The organism is Streptomyces sp. NPDC026500, from assembly GCF_055567635.1.
Genome location: NZ_JBVHQB010000017.1, coordinates 102,480 through 119,088, shown reverse-complemented (window position 1 = coordinate 119,088; position 16,609 = coordinate 102,480). Strand labels below are relative to the sequence as shown.

15 protein-coding genes are annotated in these 16,609 nt (G+C 70.3%); 6 read left to right on the top strand and 9 right to left on the bottom strand.

What is annotated here, in order from left to right:
- Nucleotides 1–157 precede the first annotated feature (157 nt).
- Entirely contained in the window at nt 158–1,807 is a 1,650-nt protein-coding gene (locus ACZ4N5_RS28425) for an alkaline phosphatase family protein (RefSeq protein ID WP_467759882.1), read from the top strand.
- Between the two features lie 176 nt (nt 1,808–1,983).
- On the opposite strand, the gene ACZ4N5_RS28420 is transcribed toward ACZ4N5_RS28425, so the two are convergent.
- Nucleotides 1,984–3,357: an NAD(P)-binding domain-containing protein gene (locus ACZ4N5_RS28420; protein ID WP_467759881.1), complete on the bottom strand. Its 1,374-nt coding sequence runs from the start codon at nt 3,355–3,357 to the stop codon at nt 1,984–1,986.
- Nucleotides 3,358–3,528: 171 nt separating this feature from the next.
- Between ACZ4N5_RS28420 and ACZ4N5_RS28415 the strand changes: the two genes are divergently transcribed.
- On the top strand, nt 3,529–3,900 hold the full coding sequence (locus ACZ4N5_RS28415) for an ArsR/SmtB family transcription factor (protein ID WP_467759880.1): 372 nt from the start codon (nt 3,529–3,531) through the stop codon (nt 3,898–3,900).
- A 380-nt stretch (nt 3,901–4,280) separates the two neighbouring features.
- On the opposite strand, the gene ACZ4N5_RS28410 is transcribed toward ACZ4N5_RS28415, so the two are convergent.
- Both ACZ4N5_RS28410 and ACZ4N5_RS28405 read right to left on the bottom strand, forming a co-directional pair.
- A complete protein-coding gene (locus ACZ4N5_RS28410; RefSeq protein WP_467759879.1) occupies nt 4,281–5,081 on the bottom strand; it encodes an aquaporin in 801 nt (266 codons plus the stop codon).
- A gap of 37 nt (nt 5,082–5,118) precedes the next feature.
- Nucleotides 5,119–5,433 (bottom strand): ArsR/SmtB family transcription factor, encoded by a 315-nt coding sequence (locus ACZ4N5_RS28405; RefSeq protein ID WP_467759878.1) that lies wholly within the window; start codon nt 5,431–5,433, stop codon nt 5,119–5,121.
- A 294-nt stretch (nt 5,434–5,727) separates the two neighbouring features.
- Between ACZ4N5_RS28405 and ACZ4N5_RS28400 the strand changes: the two genes are divergently transcribed.
- Nucleotides 5,728–5,958, top strand: a complete 231-nt coding sequence (locus ACZ4N5_RS28400) for a low molecular weight phosphatase family protein (RefSeq protein ID WP_467759877.1) — start codon at nt 5,728–5,730, stop codon at nt 5,956–5,958.
- 57 nt (nt 5,959–6,015) lie between these two features.
- Nucleotides 6,016–6,435 (top strand): arsenate reductase ArsC, encoded by a 420-nt coding sequence (locus tag ACZ4N5_RS28395; protein WP_467759876.1) that lies wholly within the window; start codon nt 6,016–6,018, stop codon nt 6,433–6,435.
- A 94-nt stretch (nt 6,436–6,529) separates the two neighbouring features.
- Here ACZ4N5_RS28395 and ACZ4N5_RS28390 read toward each other — a convergent pair whose 3' ends face one another.
- The 6 genes from ACZ4N5_RS28390 to ACZ4N5_RS28365 all read right to left on the bottom strand — a co-directional run bounded on the left by ACZ4N5_RS28390 (nt 6,530) and on the right by ACZ4N5_RS28365 (nt 13,312).
- Nucleotides 6,530–8,488: a helix-turn-helix domain-containing protein gene (locus ACZ4N5_RS28390; RefSeq protein WP_467759875.1), complete on the bottom strand. Its 1,959-nt coding sequence runs from the start codon at nt 8,486–8,488 to the stop codon at nt 6,530–6,532.
- 72 nt (nt 8,489–8,560) lie between these two features.
- Entirely contained in the window at nt 8,561–9,592 is a 1,032-nt protein-coding gene (locus tag ACZ4N5_RS28385; protein WP_467759874.1) for a branched-chain amino acid ABC transporter permease, read from the bottom strand.
- Nucleotides 9,589–10,455 (bottom strand): branched-chain amino acid ABC transporter permease, encoded by an 867-nt coding sequence (locus ACZ4N5_RS28380; RefSeq protein WP_467759873.1) that lies wholly within the window; start codon nt 10,453–10,455, stop codon nt 9,589–9,591. Before ACZ4N5_RS28380 ends, ACZ4N5_RS28385 begins: the two co-directional genes overlap by 4 nt.
- Nucleotides 10,456–10,515: 60 nt before the next feature.
- Entirely contained in the window at nt 10,516–11,763 is a 1,248-nt protein-coding gene (locus ACZ4N5_RS28375) for an ABC transporter substrate-binding protein (protein WP_467759872.1), read from the bottom strand.
- Between the two features lie 105 nt (nt 11,764–11,868).
- Entirely contained in the window at nt 11,869–12,561 is a 693-nt protein-coding gene (locus ACZ4N5_RS28370) for an ABC transporter ATP-binding protein (protein ID WP_467759871.1), read from the bottom strand.
- Nucleotides 12,554–13,312, bottom strand: coding sequence for an ABC transporter ATP-binding protein (locus tag ACZ4N5_RS28365; protein WP_467759870.1), 759 nt, complete (start codon nt 13,310–13,312; stop codon nt 12,554–12,556). Before ACZ4N5_RS28365 ends, ACZ4N5_RS28370 begins: the two co-directional genes overlap by 8 nt.
- Nucleotides 13,313–13,553: 241 nt before the next feature.
- On the opposite strand from ACZ4N5_RS28365, the gene ACZ4N5_RS28360 reads away from it, so the two are divergent.
- The gene (locus ACZ4N5_RS28360; protein ID WP_467759869.1) at nt 13,554–15,161 is read left to right on the top strand and encodes a long-chain fatty acid--CoA ligase; all 1,608 of its coding nucleotides are present in this window, start codon (nt 13,554–13,556) and stop codon (nt 15,159–15,161) included.
- Between the two features lie 35 nt (nt 15,162–15,196).
- The gene (locus ACZ4N5_RS28355) at nt 15,197–16,558 is read left to right on the top strand and encodes a tannase/feruloyl esterase family alpha/beta hydrolase (RefSeq protein ID WP_467759868.1); all 1,362 of its coding nucleotides are present in this window, start codon (nt 15,197–15,199) and stop codon (nt 16,556–16,558) included.
- Nucleotides 16,559–16,609: the final 51 nt, after the last annotated feature.

Sequence of the window (16,609 nt, the reverse complement as noted above, 5' to 3'; positions counted from 1 at the left end):
GGACAGTCCTCCTTCCTGGCGAAATCCAGACCCCTGCTTGGCGAAGACCCGACCCCTCATTCCGTGTGCGTTCACACATACGCCGTTTCCGGTACACAGGGCGCGACTCTGATGGGTCCGGCCCTCGCAGCTCACCCTGAACACCCGGGAGACCTCTATGTCCAGACGCTATGTCAGGCACGCAGCCCTCCTCACCGCCACCGGAGTCCTGACCGGCTCGATGGTCGCCCAGCCCTCCGCTTTCGCCGCCTCCCACCGGCGGTCCGACGCCCGGCACGTCCTGCTGATCTCGGTCGACGGGCTGCACCAGTCGGACCTGGCCCGGTACGTCTCCCGGCACCCGGAGTCCGCGCTGGCCCGGCTGGTTGGCGGTGGCGTGGAATACACCCGTGCCAGGACCACCACGCCGTCCGACTCCTTCCCCGGCATGGTCGCCCAGGCGACCGGCGGCGGCCCCGGCACCACCGGCGTCTACTACGACGACACCTACGACGCGGCGCTTCTCCCGGCCGGAACCACGACCTGCAAGGGCGCCGGGCCCGGCGCCGAGGTGAACCTCACGGAGGGCCTGGACAAGAACCAGGCCTCCATCGACGCCGGGCAGGGCCTCACCGGTCTGCCCGACAGCATCCTTTCGATGACCGGCAACCCGGCGAGCCTGATCGACGCCTCGAAGCTGCCGGTCGATCCCAAGACCTGCGAGCCGGTCTACCCGCACTCGTACCTCAAGGTGAACACCGTCTTCGAGGTCGCCCGCAACGCGGGCCTGCGCACCGCGTGGTCGGACAAGCACGCGGCGTACGAGATCCTCAACGGGCCCTCGGGCACGGGCATCCAGGACCTGTTCACGCCCGAGATCAACAGCGACGCCCTCGGCTTCCCGGCCGGGAACGACTGGACCAAGGACAACCGGGCCACCGAGCAGTACGACGGCTACAAGGTGAAGGCCGTCCTCAACGAGATCGACGGCTACGACCACAGCCGAACCCACAAGGAGGGCACCCCGGCGATCTTCGGCCTCAACTTCCAGTCGGTCTCCACCGCGCAGAAGCTGCCCACCTCCGACGGCCTCGAGGGCGGCTACACCGCGAAGAACGTGCCCGGACCGCTGCTTGCGAAGAACCTGGACTTCGTCAACGCCGAGATCGGCGCCCTGACTTCCGAGATCGCCGAGCGCCACCTGGCCGACAGCACCACGATCATCCTGTCCGCCAAGCACGGCCAGTCGCCCACCGACCCCGCCGCGCTCACCCGGATCGACGACGGCCCGCTGCTGGACGGCCTCGACGCCGCCTGGAAGCAGCTCCACCCCGCCGCCGGCAACCTGGTCGCCCACAGCGTGGACGACGACGCGATGCTGCTCTGGCTGACCGACCGCTCCAAGGCCGCCACCGAGTTCGCCAAGACGTACCTGCTCGCCCGGAGCGGCACCGGTACTGACATCGACGCCGCACCCAAGGCCTTCACCCGCAGCGGGCTCAGCAAGGTCTACGCCGGGAGCTCCGCGGCCCGCTTCTTCCACGTCGAGGCCGGCGACGCCCGGGTCCCGGACATCTTCGGGCTCACGCAGTACGGCGTCGTCTACACCGGCGGCACGAAGAAGATCGCCGAGCACGGCGGCGCCCACTCCGACGACCTCGACGTGCCGCTGATCGTGTCCGGCGCCTCGGTTCCGGACGGCGTACGCGACTCCGCGAGCGTGCACACCACACAGATCGCACCCACGATCCTGAGCCTGCTCGGTCTCGACCCCCGTTCCCTGGAGGCCGTGCGCGAGGAACACACCGCCGTGCTGCCGGTCCGCTGACCCGTTCGGTGCGCACCGGCCGGGTCCGCTGACCCTCTCGGTGCGCACCGTCCGCGCAGGGCCCGGTGCGCACCCACGGATCACGAGTCCTTCGGGGACCTCGGCCGACGTTACCGATCCGGCTCACGCAGAGTTTTCGCAGGTCGGACTGTGTCGGCCTGGCTGGGGCACGGTGGTCAGCAGCCGCCGGAGGAAGCCGGGGCGCCGATGCCGATCTGGAGGGTGGCCGGGGCGGCGCAGCAGCCGGCGCCGTCGGTGTCCTGGGCGGCGGCGGGGTCGTCGAACAGGCCGGCGCCACCGCAGACCCCGGTCTCCGGCAGGGTCAACTCGACGCGCTCGGCTGCTTCCTGGTCGCCCGCGAGGGCGGCGGCGATCGAGCGGACCTGCTCGTAGCCGGTCATCGCCAGGAAGGTCGGCGCGCGGCCGTAGGACTTCATGCCGACCAGGTAGACGTCCTTCTCCGGGTGGGACAGCTCGTTCACGCCGTGCGGGTAGACGGTGCCGCACGAGTGCTGGTTGGGATCGATGAGCGGGGCCAGGGCGGTGGGGGCCTGGAGGCGCTCGTCCAGGCCCAGGCGGAGCTCGGACAGGAAGGAGAGGTCGGGGCGGAAGCCGGTGAGGACGATGACCTCGTCGACGGGGTCGAGGCGGCGGCCGTCCTCGCCGACGAGCACCAGGCGGCCGTCGGTGTCGCGTTCGATGGCGTCGGTGCGGAAGCCGGTGACCGCGTCGGCGTGGCCGTCGTCGACCGCGGCCCTGGCGGCGAGGCCCAGGGCGCCGCGGGCGGGGAGCTGATCGGCTTCGCCCCCGCCGAAGGTGGAGCCGGAGATGCCCCGGCGCAGGATCCACACTCCCTTGGTTCCGGTGCCGTCGTCGGACTTGGCGAGATCGGCGAGGTGGGCGAGCGCGGTGAACGCGGAGGCGCCGGAGCCGATGACCGCGGTGCGCTTGCCCGCGTACCGGACCCGCACGGCCGGGTCCTTGAGGTTGGGCACGCGGTAGGTGATTCGGTCGGACGCGGCCTTCTCGCCGAGGGCGGGGAGACCACTGCCTCCGGCCGGGCTCGGAGTGGTCCAGGTACCCGAGGCGTCGATCACCGCGTGGGCGAACAGCCGCTCCTCACCGCCGTCGGCGTGGGCGACGTGGACGACGAACGGCTGGGCCTCGCGGTCGGCGTCCACGATCCGGTCCCGGCCGGCCCGGGAGACGCCGGTGACGGTGGCACCGAAGCGCACCCTTTCACCGAGAACGTCGGCGAGCGGCTGGAGGTACTGATCGGCCCAGTCCCCGCCCGAGGGGTACGAGGCCGCGTCCGGCTTCACCCATCCCGTGGGGGCCAGCAGCTTCTCCGCGGCCGGGTCGGTGAGCTCGCCCCAGGTCGAGAACAGCCGCACGTGTGCCCACTCGCGCACCGCCGCGCCGGCGACCGGCCCGGCTTCCAGGACCAGCGGGGTGAGACCGCGGTCGAGCAGGTGGGCGGCGGCAGCGAGACCGGCGGGGCCGGCTCCGATCACGACGACGGGCAGATCGGTGGTGACAGGCGCGTTCACGGTCGACTCCTCGATATTTCGACATCCGTCGATGGCTTGCGTGCCCCAGCATGGCTCCTGATTCGACAAACGTCAACATAGACAGCCATCTAATCCAGGCACCTGACGGAAGTGCTCGGGTGGCCACCCACGCCCTCGCCAGGCTGGTTCGATGTATGTCAACATAGATGCATGTCGAACGCGAAGGCGCTGCCCCTACTGGATCTCGTCGACCAGGCCGTGGAACCGTGTTGCCCGCCTCTCACCGAGCGCCCGTTCACCGCCGAGGAGGCGGAGTCGGCCGCGCGGATGTTCAAGGCCCTCGGGGACCCGGTGCGACTACGGCTGTTCTCCGCGGTGGCCTCGCACGAGGGCGGCGAGGCGTGCGTGTGCGACATCTCCGACGTCGGCGTCTCCCAGCCGACGGTCTCCCACCACCTCAAGAAGCTCAAGGAGGCCGGCCTGCTCACCTCGGAGCGGCGCGGCACCTGGGTCTACTACCGGGTCGAGCCGTCCGTGCTGGCCGCGATGGGCAAGCTGCTGACGACGGCCGCACCGGCCTGATCCACCGTCGGCCGCGGCGGGATGCGACGACCTGACCGTGGACGTGAGCAGCCCCGCCCGCCCTGTCGTTCGGGGTCCAGCCGACGGCAAGGGCGTCGGCCGGCTTGCGCGGGAAGAAGTGGACCGAGGGCAGGCCAGGGGCGTAAGGCGGACGCGGAAGGGCCGGTCCGGCACCCCGAGGACGGCCCGCCGCAAGGCCCGCCCTTCCGGCCCGCCGCAAGGGCGGGCCGGAAGTCCGAGAACGGGCGGGCGAGAGGTTCAGCGATCCGCCTGGCGGCGTCCCGGGCAGGACGGCCTGCCCCTGTCCGGTCGCCGCAGACGGTGTCCGGCGGCGAGCCCGGACGGGCCGCCGCCGATCACGACGACCTGGGTTGCCGGCGTCACCCGGCGGGCTGCTCGGCCTGACTCCGGCCGGGCATGAAGATGAGTGCCACCAGCGCCAACCCCACCACGGCGCCGACGAGTTGCATGGCGACGAACCCCGGGACCGAGGCGGGTGCGATACCGGCGAAGGTGTCGGTGAAGGCGCGGCCGATCGTCACCGCAGGGTTGGCGAAGGACGTCGACGAGGTGAACCAGTAGGCGGCGCCGATGTACGAGGCGACCGCGACGGGCGCGAAGCGCAGCCGGTCGGTGCGGGCCAGGCCGAAGATCAGCAGGATCAGTCCGGCCGTCGCGACAACCTCGCCCAGCAGCAGGTGCCCCGCCGAACGGTTGTGCGTGGACCATTCCACCAGCGGCGCACCGAACATGGCGTCGGCCAGGATGGCGCCCGCGATCGCGCCGACGATCTGGGACGGGACGTAGAAGGCGGTCTCGCGCAGGGTGACTCCCGCGCCGCCGCGGCGGGTACTCCACCACTCGGCCAGGGTGACGGCCGGATTGAAGTGCGCGCCGGAGACCGGACCGAGCAGGGCGATCAGGACGCCGAGGCCGAAGACGGTGGCGGTGGAGTTGGCGAGCAGCTGCAGGCCGACGTCCTTCGTCAATTCGGTGGCCTGGATGCCGGAGCCGACCACGATGGCCACCAGGGCCGCGGTGCCGACCAGTTCGGCTGCCGCCTTGGCGATCAGCGGGGGTGCCTGGCGCCGAGTGGCGCCCGGGGCGGGCTGCGGTGCGACAGTGTCGGGGGCTGTGGCAGATCCGACGCTGTCGTGCTCGGTGGCCTCGGTGGCGGTCAACAGGACTCCTCGGTGCAGGTCGCCGCAGGGGCGGGGATCAGGGGCATGACCGCTTGATGCCGTTCTCGGCCGTGGCGCGCGCCGTCTCCGCCAGATCGGCGAACTGGCCCGCCAGGGAGGCGAAGACGTCGGGCTTGAGCCGGTAGTAGGTGAACCGGCCGCACGGCTCGGTCTCCACGATCCCGGCCTCGCGCAGCACCTTCAGATGGTTGGAGAGGTTGGTCTGCTTGGCCCCCGTCTCCTCGATCAGATGCGTGCTGCAGAGCGTCTCCCTGGCGAGCAGGGTGACGATCCGGAGCCGGAGCGGGTCGGCGAGAACCCGCATCAGATCAGTGTCGACTGACGTCATCATGGGCTGATACTGTCACATCATTCCGAGCTGATACCAGCCTGGAGTGATCCCTGGGGCCCGCATCCCCGCCCAGATGGGGACCCACGCCCCGAAAGGGGTTTCCCATGACCGCATCCCCGTCCCCCTTCCTGCCGGATGAGCGCTGTTCGTGCGCAGCCGCAACACGGACCGCTCCCCGATGGCCGCCGCCCGGCCCGCGCACCACGCAGGAGGCCACGTGGTCCTCTGCTCGGCCGGCAAGCATCCGGCCGCCGAGACCCGGCCGCTCGTCGCACAGGTTCTGACCGCGCCGGAATGGACGTCACGGACACCTCCCCCGAGCCGCTGACCGACGACGTGGTGCGTGCCGCCGACATCGTCATCACGATGGGTTGTGGGGACGCCTGCCCGGTCGGGCCCGGCCGCCGATATCCGGACTGGCCCGTGACGGACCGCGAGGGCGCGCCGGTCGCCGTCGTCCGCGGAATCCGCGACCGGATCGACGCCCACCTCACCGAACCGCGCGACTCCGTGCGGATCACCTGACCCTCACATCCCGCACCATCCGCTGAACCCGCTCGATCACTCGCAAAGGAAGAACCGATGTCCTCCAGCCCGCTCGCCTCCGTACTGTTCGTCTGTGTCCACAACGCCGGGCGGTCGCAGATGGCCGCCGGGTTCCTGAACCACCTCGCGGGCGACCGGATCGAGGTCCGTTCCGCCGGCTCGATCCCGGGCGACCAGGTCAACCCGGCCGCAGTCGAGGCGATGAGGGAAGTCGGCGTGGACATCGCCGACGCCAAGCCGAAGATCCTCACGACCGAGGTCGTCCAGGCCTCCGACTACGTCATCACCATGGGCTGCGGCGACGCCTGCCCGATCTTCCCCGGCAAGAAGTACCTCGATTGGGCCCTCGAAGACCCGGCCGGCAAGGGCGTCGAGTCGGTGCGCCCGATCCGGGACGAGATCAAGACCCGTATCGAGGCGCTGATCGCCGAGATCGACGCCGGCCAGGAGGCGTGAGCACGTGCCGGTGATGGGCCGTGTGCCGCCCGGTTCGAGGGACCCCGCGCGCCGTATCCGCCATGTGCTCGACGGCCCGCGCACCGGCCGGTGATCACGCGGCGGACAGGACCATGTGGACCTTGAGGGCGAGATGCACCTGCAGCACCTGGTCACCGTGGCGCCACTGCGGGCCGAGCAGCGAGGTGATGCGGTCGATGCGCTGGTAGAGCGTGTTGACGTGGATGTAGAGCTCGGCGGCCGTGCGGCCCAGGCCGGCGTCGCAGGCGAAGAAGGCCAGCAGCGTGCGGGTGAGCTCGCCGCCGCGCTGGGTGTCGTAGTCGAGGACGGGGCCGATGGTACGGCGCACGAAACGGTGCAGTTCCTCGCGGCCGGCCTGGTGGAACAGCAGGCCGTAGACGCCGAGTTCGCCGGGCGAGGCACCCTCCCCGTCACGGTCGAGCGCGAGCAGGACATCCAGACAGCGGGCCGCGTCGTGGTGTGCCTCGACGATGGCGTCGACGCCGGGCGCGGCCGTCGCGGCTCCGACCGTGACCGGGTTGTCCACGGCACGCGACAAGTGGCCGGCCAGGACGCGGGCGGCCTCGTCCGGGTCCGGATCCTGCGGCAGGAGGACGACCGTGTCGCCCCGGTATTCGCCCGCGAGACCCCGGGCCCGGGCGGCGTACGAAGCCGCGGCGTCGGCGATGCGTCGCCTATGGGTGCTGTCACGGCAGCGGGCCGCGAACACCGTGTGCGGGCGGTGGAGGTCGAGGCCCACCAGGGTGGCCCGGCGCCGAAGGCCTTCCGGATCCCGGTGCGGGGAGCCGAGCAGGTCCTCGAGGATCTCGCCGCGCAACCGGTGCTCGGCCTCGGCGACGGTGCGTTCGCTGAGCAGCATCAGCGCGGTGACGAGCGCGGCACGCTCCAGGGAACGTACTCCCGAGGAGTCCAGGTGCTCGCGGACGAGCAGCAGCACGCCCAGGAGTTCGCTGCCGGCCACGATGGGAGTGGCACAGGCGGCGGATCCGTCGGCGCCTGCCGGGATACGGCGGGTGCGGCGGGCGTCCGTGCTCAGCACCCGGGCGTCGCGGACCGCACGGGCGGCGGGGCACGGATCCGGAAGGGCTCCCTCGGTGCGGGCCCGCTCGACGAGAGGGTCGTCACCGGCGGCGGCCATGGTGCGGCCGCGGGGGTCCAGGACGAGGATGCTCCCGCCCAGGACCTCGGCGAGGGTCTGTGCCACGTCGGCCATCCCGCCGCCGTCGAGAACGATGGTGGTGAGCCGCTCGTGCAGGGCGGCGGCGCGCTCGATGGATTCGCTGTGGGCGCGGATGACGCCGTTGGCTTCGGTGAGTTCGTCGACGGCTCTGCGTACGTCCTGGAACAGGGTCGCGTTCTCGATGGCGATGGCGGCGTGGTTGGCGAGCGAGACGAGCAGGGCCACTTCGTGCTCGGAGAAGGGGCGGACCCGTCGGTTGGCGGCGAACAGGACGCCGATGACGTTCTCGCCGAGTTTGAGAGGCGCTCCCTGGATGGAGATCAGCCCCTCGCCGTCCACGACGTCGTCGATGCAGTGCTCGAAGCGCAGGTCGGCGAAGTAGTCGGAGGTGTTGTACGGAACCGCCGTCTTGGCCACCAGACCGCCGAGGCCCGCGCCCATGGCCAGCCGTGCCTGCTTGAACGCGTCGGTGCGTATGCCGTCGGTCACCCGCATATAGGTGTCGCCGCGCTGAGCGTCGTTGAGCATCAGGTAGGCCACGTCGGTGCCGAGCAGGCTGCGAGCCCGGCGGACGATGGCCTGCAGCACGGCCTCCAGATCACGCAGTGAGGACAGGTCCCCCGCTGTCTCGTAGAGCGCGGCGAGCTCGGCCTCCCGGCGGCGACGCTCCTCCAGGCGCGCCCGTACCTGCAGGGCGTCGTCGACGAGCAGGGCGAGCCGGGGCCGGTCCTCGGAAGGGCATCGGTCGAGGAGGGCGTCGTACTCACTCTGCGGGGCGTCTTCGCGCAGCAGGCGCAGCAGGCGCGCCGCAGGTTCCACATCGGCCCGACTGTGTGTGGCCGTCGAGTCCACGGATGCCTCCTGAGTGTTCCGGTACGCGTTCCCGCCTGCGATGCTCGCCGCCCCGCCTCCGTCTGCACAGATCTACGACGACACCGGTTGCGTCGAGCCGTCGTGGTCGTGCTCCAGGTGTGGTTCGGGGTCGAGGGCCGGGGTCTGCGTACGGGAGCGCAGGGTGTGCGTGAGTGTGCCCCACACCCCTCGGCGGAAGAGCAGGACGACGACGATGAAGACGCCGCCGGTGACCAGGCCGGTCTCCTCGAAACCGGACGTGGACAGCCAGTCCTCCAGGCGGACGATGGCGCCGGCACCCAGCAGGCTGCCCCACAGGGTGCCGATGCCGCCGAGGACTGTCATGACGACGACCTTGCCCGACGTCGTCCAGTACACCTCCTGCAGTGAGGCGAAACCGTGGTTGACCGCGTACAGGCCGCCCGCGATGCCGGACAGGAACGCGGAGACGGTGAAGACGACGAGCTTGTATCGGTCGGCGGGATAGCCGAGGGCACGGGCACGGGCGGAGTTGTCGCGCACGGCGGCGATCACCCGGCCGAACGGGGAGTGCACGATCCGCCAGGCCGCGGCGAGGCCGAGCAGCACCACCGGCAGGGCCGCGTAGTAGAAGACGAACGGGTCCGACAGGTCGAAGCCCGGCAGGTCGCGGGGAATCCCCTGCAGACCGTTCTCGCCGCCGGTGACATCGCCCCACTGGTTGGCGATGAAGTACACCATCTGCGCGAAGGCCAGGGTGACCATGGCGAAGTAGATGCCGCTGCGCCGGACCGCGAAGAAACCGATGGGCAGGGCGAGCAGCGCGGCGGCCGCCGCCCCGCCCAGCACCGCGACGTAGAACGGCAGTCCGCTGTGGATGGCGATCAGCCCCGTGACGTACGCCGAGCTGCCCCAGAACGCCGCGTGTCCGAAGGACAGCAGCCCGGCGTGACCGAGCAGCAGATCGAAGGCGACGGCGAACAGGCCCCAGCAGAGGATGTCCGTGGCGACCGGCGGATACAGGCCCCAGGGCAGGCCGAAGGCCACGAGCAGCCCGGCGGTGAGCAGGCCCCACCGGATCAGGGCGGGGCGGCCGTGCAGCTTCGCGAGGAGGCCGAGGATCATGCGTGTTCCTCCTTGCCGAACAGTCCGGCGGGCCGGACCAGCAGCACGACGGCCATCAGCAGGTAGACCGAGGTCTGGGACAGGACGGGGATGTAGAGGTTGCCGAGGGCCTGAAGCATGCCGATCGTGAACCCGGCGAGCACCGAGCCGAACACGGAGCCGAGGCCGCCGATGACGACGACCGCGAACACCGTGATGATCAGGTCGCTGCCCATACCGGAGTTGACCGCCCGCATGGGTGCGGCGAGCACGCCGGCCAGGGCCGCGAGCCCGACGCCGAAACCGAAGACCGGCGTGACCCAGCGCCCCGTGTCGATGCCGAACGCCCGGGTGAGTTCGGGGCGTTCGGTGGCCGCGCGCACGATGGTCCCGATCCGGGTGCGGGTGAGCAGCAGCCACACGGCCAGGCAGAGGGCGACCGAGACGGCGAGGACGAACACCTGGTAGCGGGGGAAGTCGAACAGGCCCAGATCCATGGAGCCGGGGAAGGGACCGCGCTCGTAGGGCCGGGACTGCGCACCGTACTTCATGCGCAGCAGGTCCTGGCAGACCAGCGCGATGCCGAAGGTGAGCAGGAAATTGTAGAGCGGGTCGAGGGCCGTCAGGCGGCGGATCAGCAAGCGTTCGAGGAGGGTACCGGCGACGGCGAGCGCGAGAGGTACGAGCAGCAGCGCCCACCAGAAGCCGAGCCCCGCGCTGTCGGCGAGCGCGACCGCGCCGAACGCTCCGAGCATGTAGAGCGCGCCGTGGGCGAAGTTCACCACGCGCAGCATGCCGAAGATGACGGCGAGGCCGAGGGCCAGCAGGGCGTAGAAGCTGCCGCTTACCAGCCCGTTGAAGGCCTGTTGGAGAAACGAGGTCATGACTGGGTCCCGTCTTCGGCCGGCGGCCTGCCCGTCGTGCGGGCCGCCGGACGCCGGTGGTCAGCTGAGATGGCAGTCGGGCGAAGGCCGGTCGAATGCCTCGGCCGCGGGGATGGTCTTGACCGGCTCGGTGTAGTCACCGGTTTCGCTCGCCTTGGCAGGGTCCTTGACCTTGGCCAGGTACGCGTCGTGGACGACCCGGTGGTCCTGGGCGCGGATCGTGGCGTTGTGGGCGAAGAAGTCGCTGAACTTGGTGCCGTCCAACTCCCTCGAGACGTCGGCCGCCTTGTCGCTGCCCGCCTTCTGCGCGGCCTCCAGATAGTGCGTCGCCGCCGAGTAGTCGGCCGCCTGGTCGAAGGTGGGCCGCTGCCCCGTACGCTTCTTGAACCGGTCCGCCCAGGCCTGGGCCTTGGCGTCGACGTTCCAGAACCAGGCCGTGGTGAACATGGTTCCGGCAAGCTTGTCCGCGCCGATGGCCTTGATGTCGGTGTCGAAGAGCAGGCCGATGGCCAGCTCGATGCCCTTGTCCTTCAGTTTGAACTGCTGGTACTGCTTGACGACGTTGGCCAGGTCGCCTCCCGCCTGAAGGGCCCCGAGCACCTGTGGCTTCGGCTTCAGACCCGATGCCTTGAGCAGGAAGGTGGAGTAGTTGTCGCTCGGGAACGGCGTGGGGTCCTTGGCGACGACCTTGCCGCCCGCGCTCGCGATGGCCGTCTCGAACTTCTTCTGCATGTCCTGCCCGAAGGCGTAGTCCGGGTAGATGGTGTACCAGTTCTTGCCCCCCGCTTCGGTGACCGCGGCGCCGGTGCCTTGCGCCAGCATGTAGGTGTCGTAGGCCCATTCATAGGTGTACGGATTGCAGGTCTTGCCCGCGAGTTCCGTGGTGGCGGCGCCGGTGTTGAAGTACAGCTTCTTGGCCTGGCCGGCGACGGTCTGCACCGCGAGGGCCGCCGACGAGGTCGGCACGTCGAAGATCGCGTCGGCCTTCTTGCGGTCGTACATCTCCCGGGCCTGGGTGTTGGCGATCTCCGGCTTGTTCTGGTGGTCGGCCTTGATGACTTCGATGTTCTGGGTGATCGCCTTGTCGCCGTACTTCTTCTTGAAGTCGTCGACGGCCATCTGCACGGCCTGCACCGAGTTCGGTCCCGCGATGTCCGCGTAGACGCCGGACAGGTCGGTGAGCACACCCAGCACGATCTTGTCGTCGCTGACCTTCCCGCCGCCCGAGCTCGGTCCGCCGCCCCCGCAGCCCGCGAGCAGGGCCCCCACCGCGGCCGTGGCCACGACCGTCGACAGCCTGTGCTTCATTGCTTCCTCCTGATGCGTACGTCCCGAATGGGCGGAGATGACGGGGTGTTGATGACGAGATGTTGATGACCGGGGTGTTGGTGACGGGGTGTTGGTGACGGGGTGTCACAATCCGAGATAGGACAGGAGTTCGCCCTCGCGCTGCCGTACGTCGGCGTTGTCGAACGCCTCGACGATCCGGCCCTGCGCGAGGAGGTAGTGGCGGTCGGCGATGGTCGCGGCGAAGCGCAGATTCTGCTCCACGAGCAGCACCGAGACTCCGTACTCCTTGGCCCCGCGCAGAATCTCGCCGATCTGCTGCACGATGACCGGGGCTAGTCCCTCGGTCGGCTCGTCGCACAGCAGCACACGCGCGCCGGCGCGCAGGACCCGGGCGAGGGCGAGCATCTGCTGTTCACCGCCGGAGAGCTTGCCGCCGGGGAAGCGGCGGCGCTCGGCGAGCACGGGGAAGGCGTCGTAGATCCGGGGCAGTGGCCACGCGGAGCCCGGCGAGGCCGGCGGCAGGGTCAGGTTCTCCTCGACGGACAGGCCCGCGTAGATGCCGCGGTCGTCGGGAACGTACCCGAGGCCGAGCCGGGCCCTGCGATGCGGTGGTGCCGCGGTGATGTCCTTGCCCGCCAGCGCGACCCGGCCGGTCATCTCACGGTGCAACCCCATGGCGCAGCGCAGCAATGTGGTCTTCCCGGCGCCGTTGCGGCCGACGAGGGTGACGACCTCGCCCTCGCCGACCTGCAGGGACACCTCGTCCAGGGCCGTGGCCTCGCCGTAGCGGGCGCTGACGCCCTTGATCTCAAGCAACGTCCGCCCCCAAGTACGCCTCGACGACCCGGGGATCGGTCCTGACCCGGTCGTAGGGGCCCTCCACGAGCACTTCGCCGCGCTGCAGGACCGTGACGGTGTCCGCGAGCGAGCCGACAACGCTCATGTTGTGCTCGACCATCACCACGGTGCGTCCCTCGCGGATCCTGTCGATGAGAGCCACGGTGCGGTCGACGTCCTCCAGGCCCATGCCGGCCGTCGGCTCGTCGAGCAGCAGCAACGCCGGGTCCAGGGCGAGGGCGAGTGCCAGCTCCAGCGCGCGCTTCTGCCCGTACGGCAGACTCCCGGCGGGCCGGTCGGCGAGGTGCTCGAGTCCGACGTCACCGAGGAGTTCGCGAGCCCGGCCGGAGAAGCGGCGCATCAGCTTGTCCGTGCGCCAGAACCTGCGGCCGAGACCGGTGCCCGACTGGAGGGCGAGCTCGACGTGCTCGCGGGCTGTCATCTGCGGAAAGAGGCTGGTGACCTGGAAGGAGCGGGCGACACCGAGGCCGGCGATGTGCTCGGGCGGCCGGCCGGTGATGGCGTGTCCGTCGAAGGTGACGCTCCCGCCGGACGGCCTGAGAAATCCGGTGAGCAGGTTGAACAGGGTTGTCTTTCCAGCTCCGTTGGGGCCCACCAGCGCGTGGACCGTGCCCTCGGCGACCCTCAGGTCCACCGCGCTGACGGCGCGGAATCCCTGGAACTCCTTGGACAGGCCTTGCGTGACCAGGATGGCGCGCGGTTGTGTCATGACGCCTCGGATGAGCAGGGGATGCAGCGGCGGTTGCCGATGTGGGGCAGACGTTAAGTTCGGCCATGAGCGGCGGCTACGGAGAGAATCTCCACAAGGGGCCCCCGCTCGGGTGTGGGAGTTCTCCCTCCCCGCGTCACGCCACCCGTCGCGGAGGTGGGTACTTGCTCCACCGGGGTCGTGGACGTTCTGGAGTCTTCCTCCGTCGCCCGGGTGCCGCACCGCGGTGACGATGTGCGCCATGGCGATGATGGAGACCCCACTCAACACGTGGCTGCTGTTCGGACACGCCCCGCGCTACTTTCCCGACACCGAGGTGGTCACGCGGCTTCCCTGCGGCCGTGTGCACCGCTACACGAACGCCGAATTCGCCCGCCGCGCCCAGCAGTTGATGCACGCCCTGGACGCCCTCGGCCTCGCGCCCGGCGACCGGGTGGCCACCCTCGCCTGGAACGGATACCGGCACCTTGAGGCCTACTGGGCCGTGCCCTGCACCGGGCGCGTCCTGCACACCCTGAACCTGAGGCTCTCCCCCGAGGATCTGGCGTACATCATCGGCCACGCGGACGACCGCGCCATCCTGGCCGATCCCGATCTGCTGCCGCTTCTGGAGAAGGTGCACGCGCGGGGCGGGCTCGCCGGCGTGCGGCATGTCATCGTGCTCGGTGACGAGGTGCCCGACACCACGCTGCCGGGGGTGGTGGCGTACGAGGAGCTGATCGCCGGCCTGCCGGACGCGTACGCCCCCCGCGACATCGACGAACGGTCGCCGCTCGGCCTGTGTTACACCTCCGGCACCACCGGCCGCCCCAAGGGCGTGCTCTACACGCACCGTTCGACCGTGCTGCACGCCATCGCCGCGTCCTCGCAGGCCGCCATGGCCATCGGCCCCGGCGACTGCGTACTGCCGGTCGTTCCCATGTTCCACGCCAACGCCTGGGGCGTCCCCTACACCGCCACTCCGTACGGCGCCAAGCAGGTGTTCCTCAGTGGCTCGCTGGATCCCGTGGCCCTGGTCGAGCTGATGGCCGCCGAGCGGGTCACGGTCGCCGCCGGCGTGCCCACCATCTGGATGGCGGTCGCAGGCGAGATCGCCGCCCACGGCGGGTTGCCGTCGCTCCGGCATCTGCTGTGCGGCGGCGCCCGTCCGCCGCGCGCCCTGATCGAACGCTACCGGCGCGACTTCGGCATCCCTCTGGTGCAGGTGTGGGGCATGACCGAGACATCGCCGCTGGCCAGTGTGGCGTGGCCGAAGGAGCGGATGCGCGACTGGGACGAGGACCGGATCACCGACGCGGTGCGCACCCGGGCCGGTCTTCCGCTGCCCGGTGTACAGATGGACATCCGCGACGAGGCGGGCAATTCCCTTGCGTGGGACGGAACATCGATGGGCGATCTGCTCGTCCGCGGGCCATGGATCGCCGATTCCTACCTCGGCGGTGAGGGCGCCGCCCAGTTCACGGAGGACGGCTGGTTCCGTACCGGGGACATCGCCATCGGCTCACCGGACGGGTATGTCGTCATCGCCGACCGTGCGAAGGATCTCATCAAGTCCGGCGGCGAGTGGATCTCCTCGGTGGACATGGAGTCGGCGGTCATGGCGCTGCCGGGGGTCGCCGAGGCCGCGGTCATCGCCGTCCCCGACGACAAGTGGCTGGAGCGTCCGCTGATCTGCGTCGCCCAGCACCCCGGCTCCGAGGTGACCCTCGAACGCGTACGGGCGCACCTCGAGGCCGGAGGCTTCGCGCGCTGGCAACTCCCGGACCGTATCGAGGTCGTGGAGGCCATCCCGCGCACCGGAGTCGGCAAGTTCGACAAGAAGGCGCTGCGCGCCCGCTTCAACTCCTGATTCACCGCTCCCTTTCACCGCCCGGAGGGCGAACCATGCATCTGAGACACACGGTCAGCTTGTTGTCCGCCGTACTTCTGTCGACGGCTGGAGTGTCGGCGAGCGCCACGGCTCGATCGGCACCCGACTGCGCCGGCCAGGGCCGGGTCGCGGTACCCGGAGCGGCATTCCAGACCACGGCCTGTCTGCCCGACATGACCACGGCCGCGACCGCCGGCACCCCCTACACCGACGCCGCGGACTGGGCCTCGCTCACCGCCAAGGGGACCAAGAACCCGACCGGCGTCCCCGGCGTCCAGGTCGACGGCTACTTCCCCGACTCCTCGCACCTCAACAAGACCCACGGCTGGAACCACGACTCCCAGTTCGTCATCCGGCTGCCCGAGCACTGGAACGGCGGACTCGTGGTGACCGGCGCGCCCGGGACGCGCAAGCAGTACTCGCTGGACCCCCTGATCTCCGACTGGGTCATCGCCCAGGGCTACGCCTTCGCCTCCATCGACAAGGGCAACAGCGGCCCCGACTTCTACACCGACGGCAAGCGGCCCGGCGACGCGATCGCCGAATGGAACCGGCGGACCACCGAGCTGACCCGCGCCGCGAGGACCGTCGTCCGGCAGGCGTACGGGCACACCCCACGCCGCACCTACATGACCGGCATCTCCAACGGCGGCTATCTGACCCGCTGGCAGCTCGAGAACCACCCCGAGCTGTACGACGGCGGAGTGGACTGGGAGGGCGCGCTGTGGACCGAGGACGGGCCGAACCTGTTCACCTATCTGCCGACCGCGGTCGCCTACCAGGCGGGCCGGGCCACCCACGACGACATGCTCGCCGCCGGATTCGCTCCCGGCACCGAGTTCCTGTGGCCGTACCACGAGGCTGCCTATTGGGGCCTGACGCAGAAGGTGTACCGCTCCGAGGTCGACCCCTCGTACGACCCCAAGTGTCCCGGTGAGTCCGCCGGTTCGACGCTTCCGGAGATTCTCGCGCCCTGCGCGTCGGATGCTTCGTACGACTACGCGGCGCGGCCGGGCTCCGTGCACCGGGCGGTCGAGCGGATCTCGCTCACCGGCAGGATCGGCAAACCCATGATCACACTGCACGGCTCGCTGGACGCACTGCTGCCGATCGCCACCGACTCGGACGTGTACGCACGCATGATCTCCGACAGCCACCGCGGCGGTTCGCACCGCTACTACACGATCGCGGGCGGCACCCATGTCGACGGCCTGTACGACACCTATCCGGACCAGCTCCGGCCGATCCTGCCCTGCTATCGCTCGGCGTTCCACGCTCTGACCGACTGGGTCGAGCACCGGGCCGCCCCGCCGGCGAGCGGCACGGTGCCCAGGCCCACCTCAGGAGACCTGGTCAACTCGTGCGTGCTGCGCTGAGGTCGACCTCGTAGGCAGTGGAGTCTGCCGACACCCAAGGCGATCGAGAAG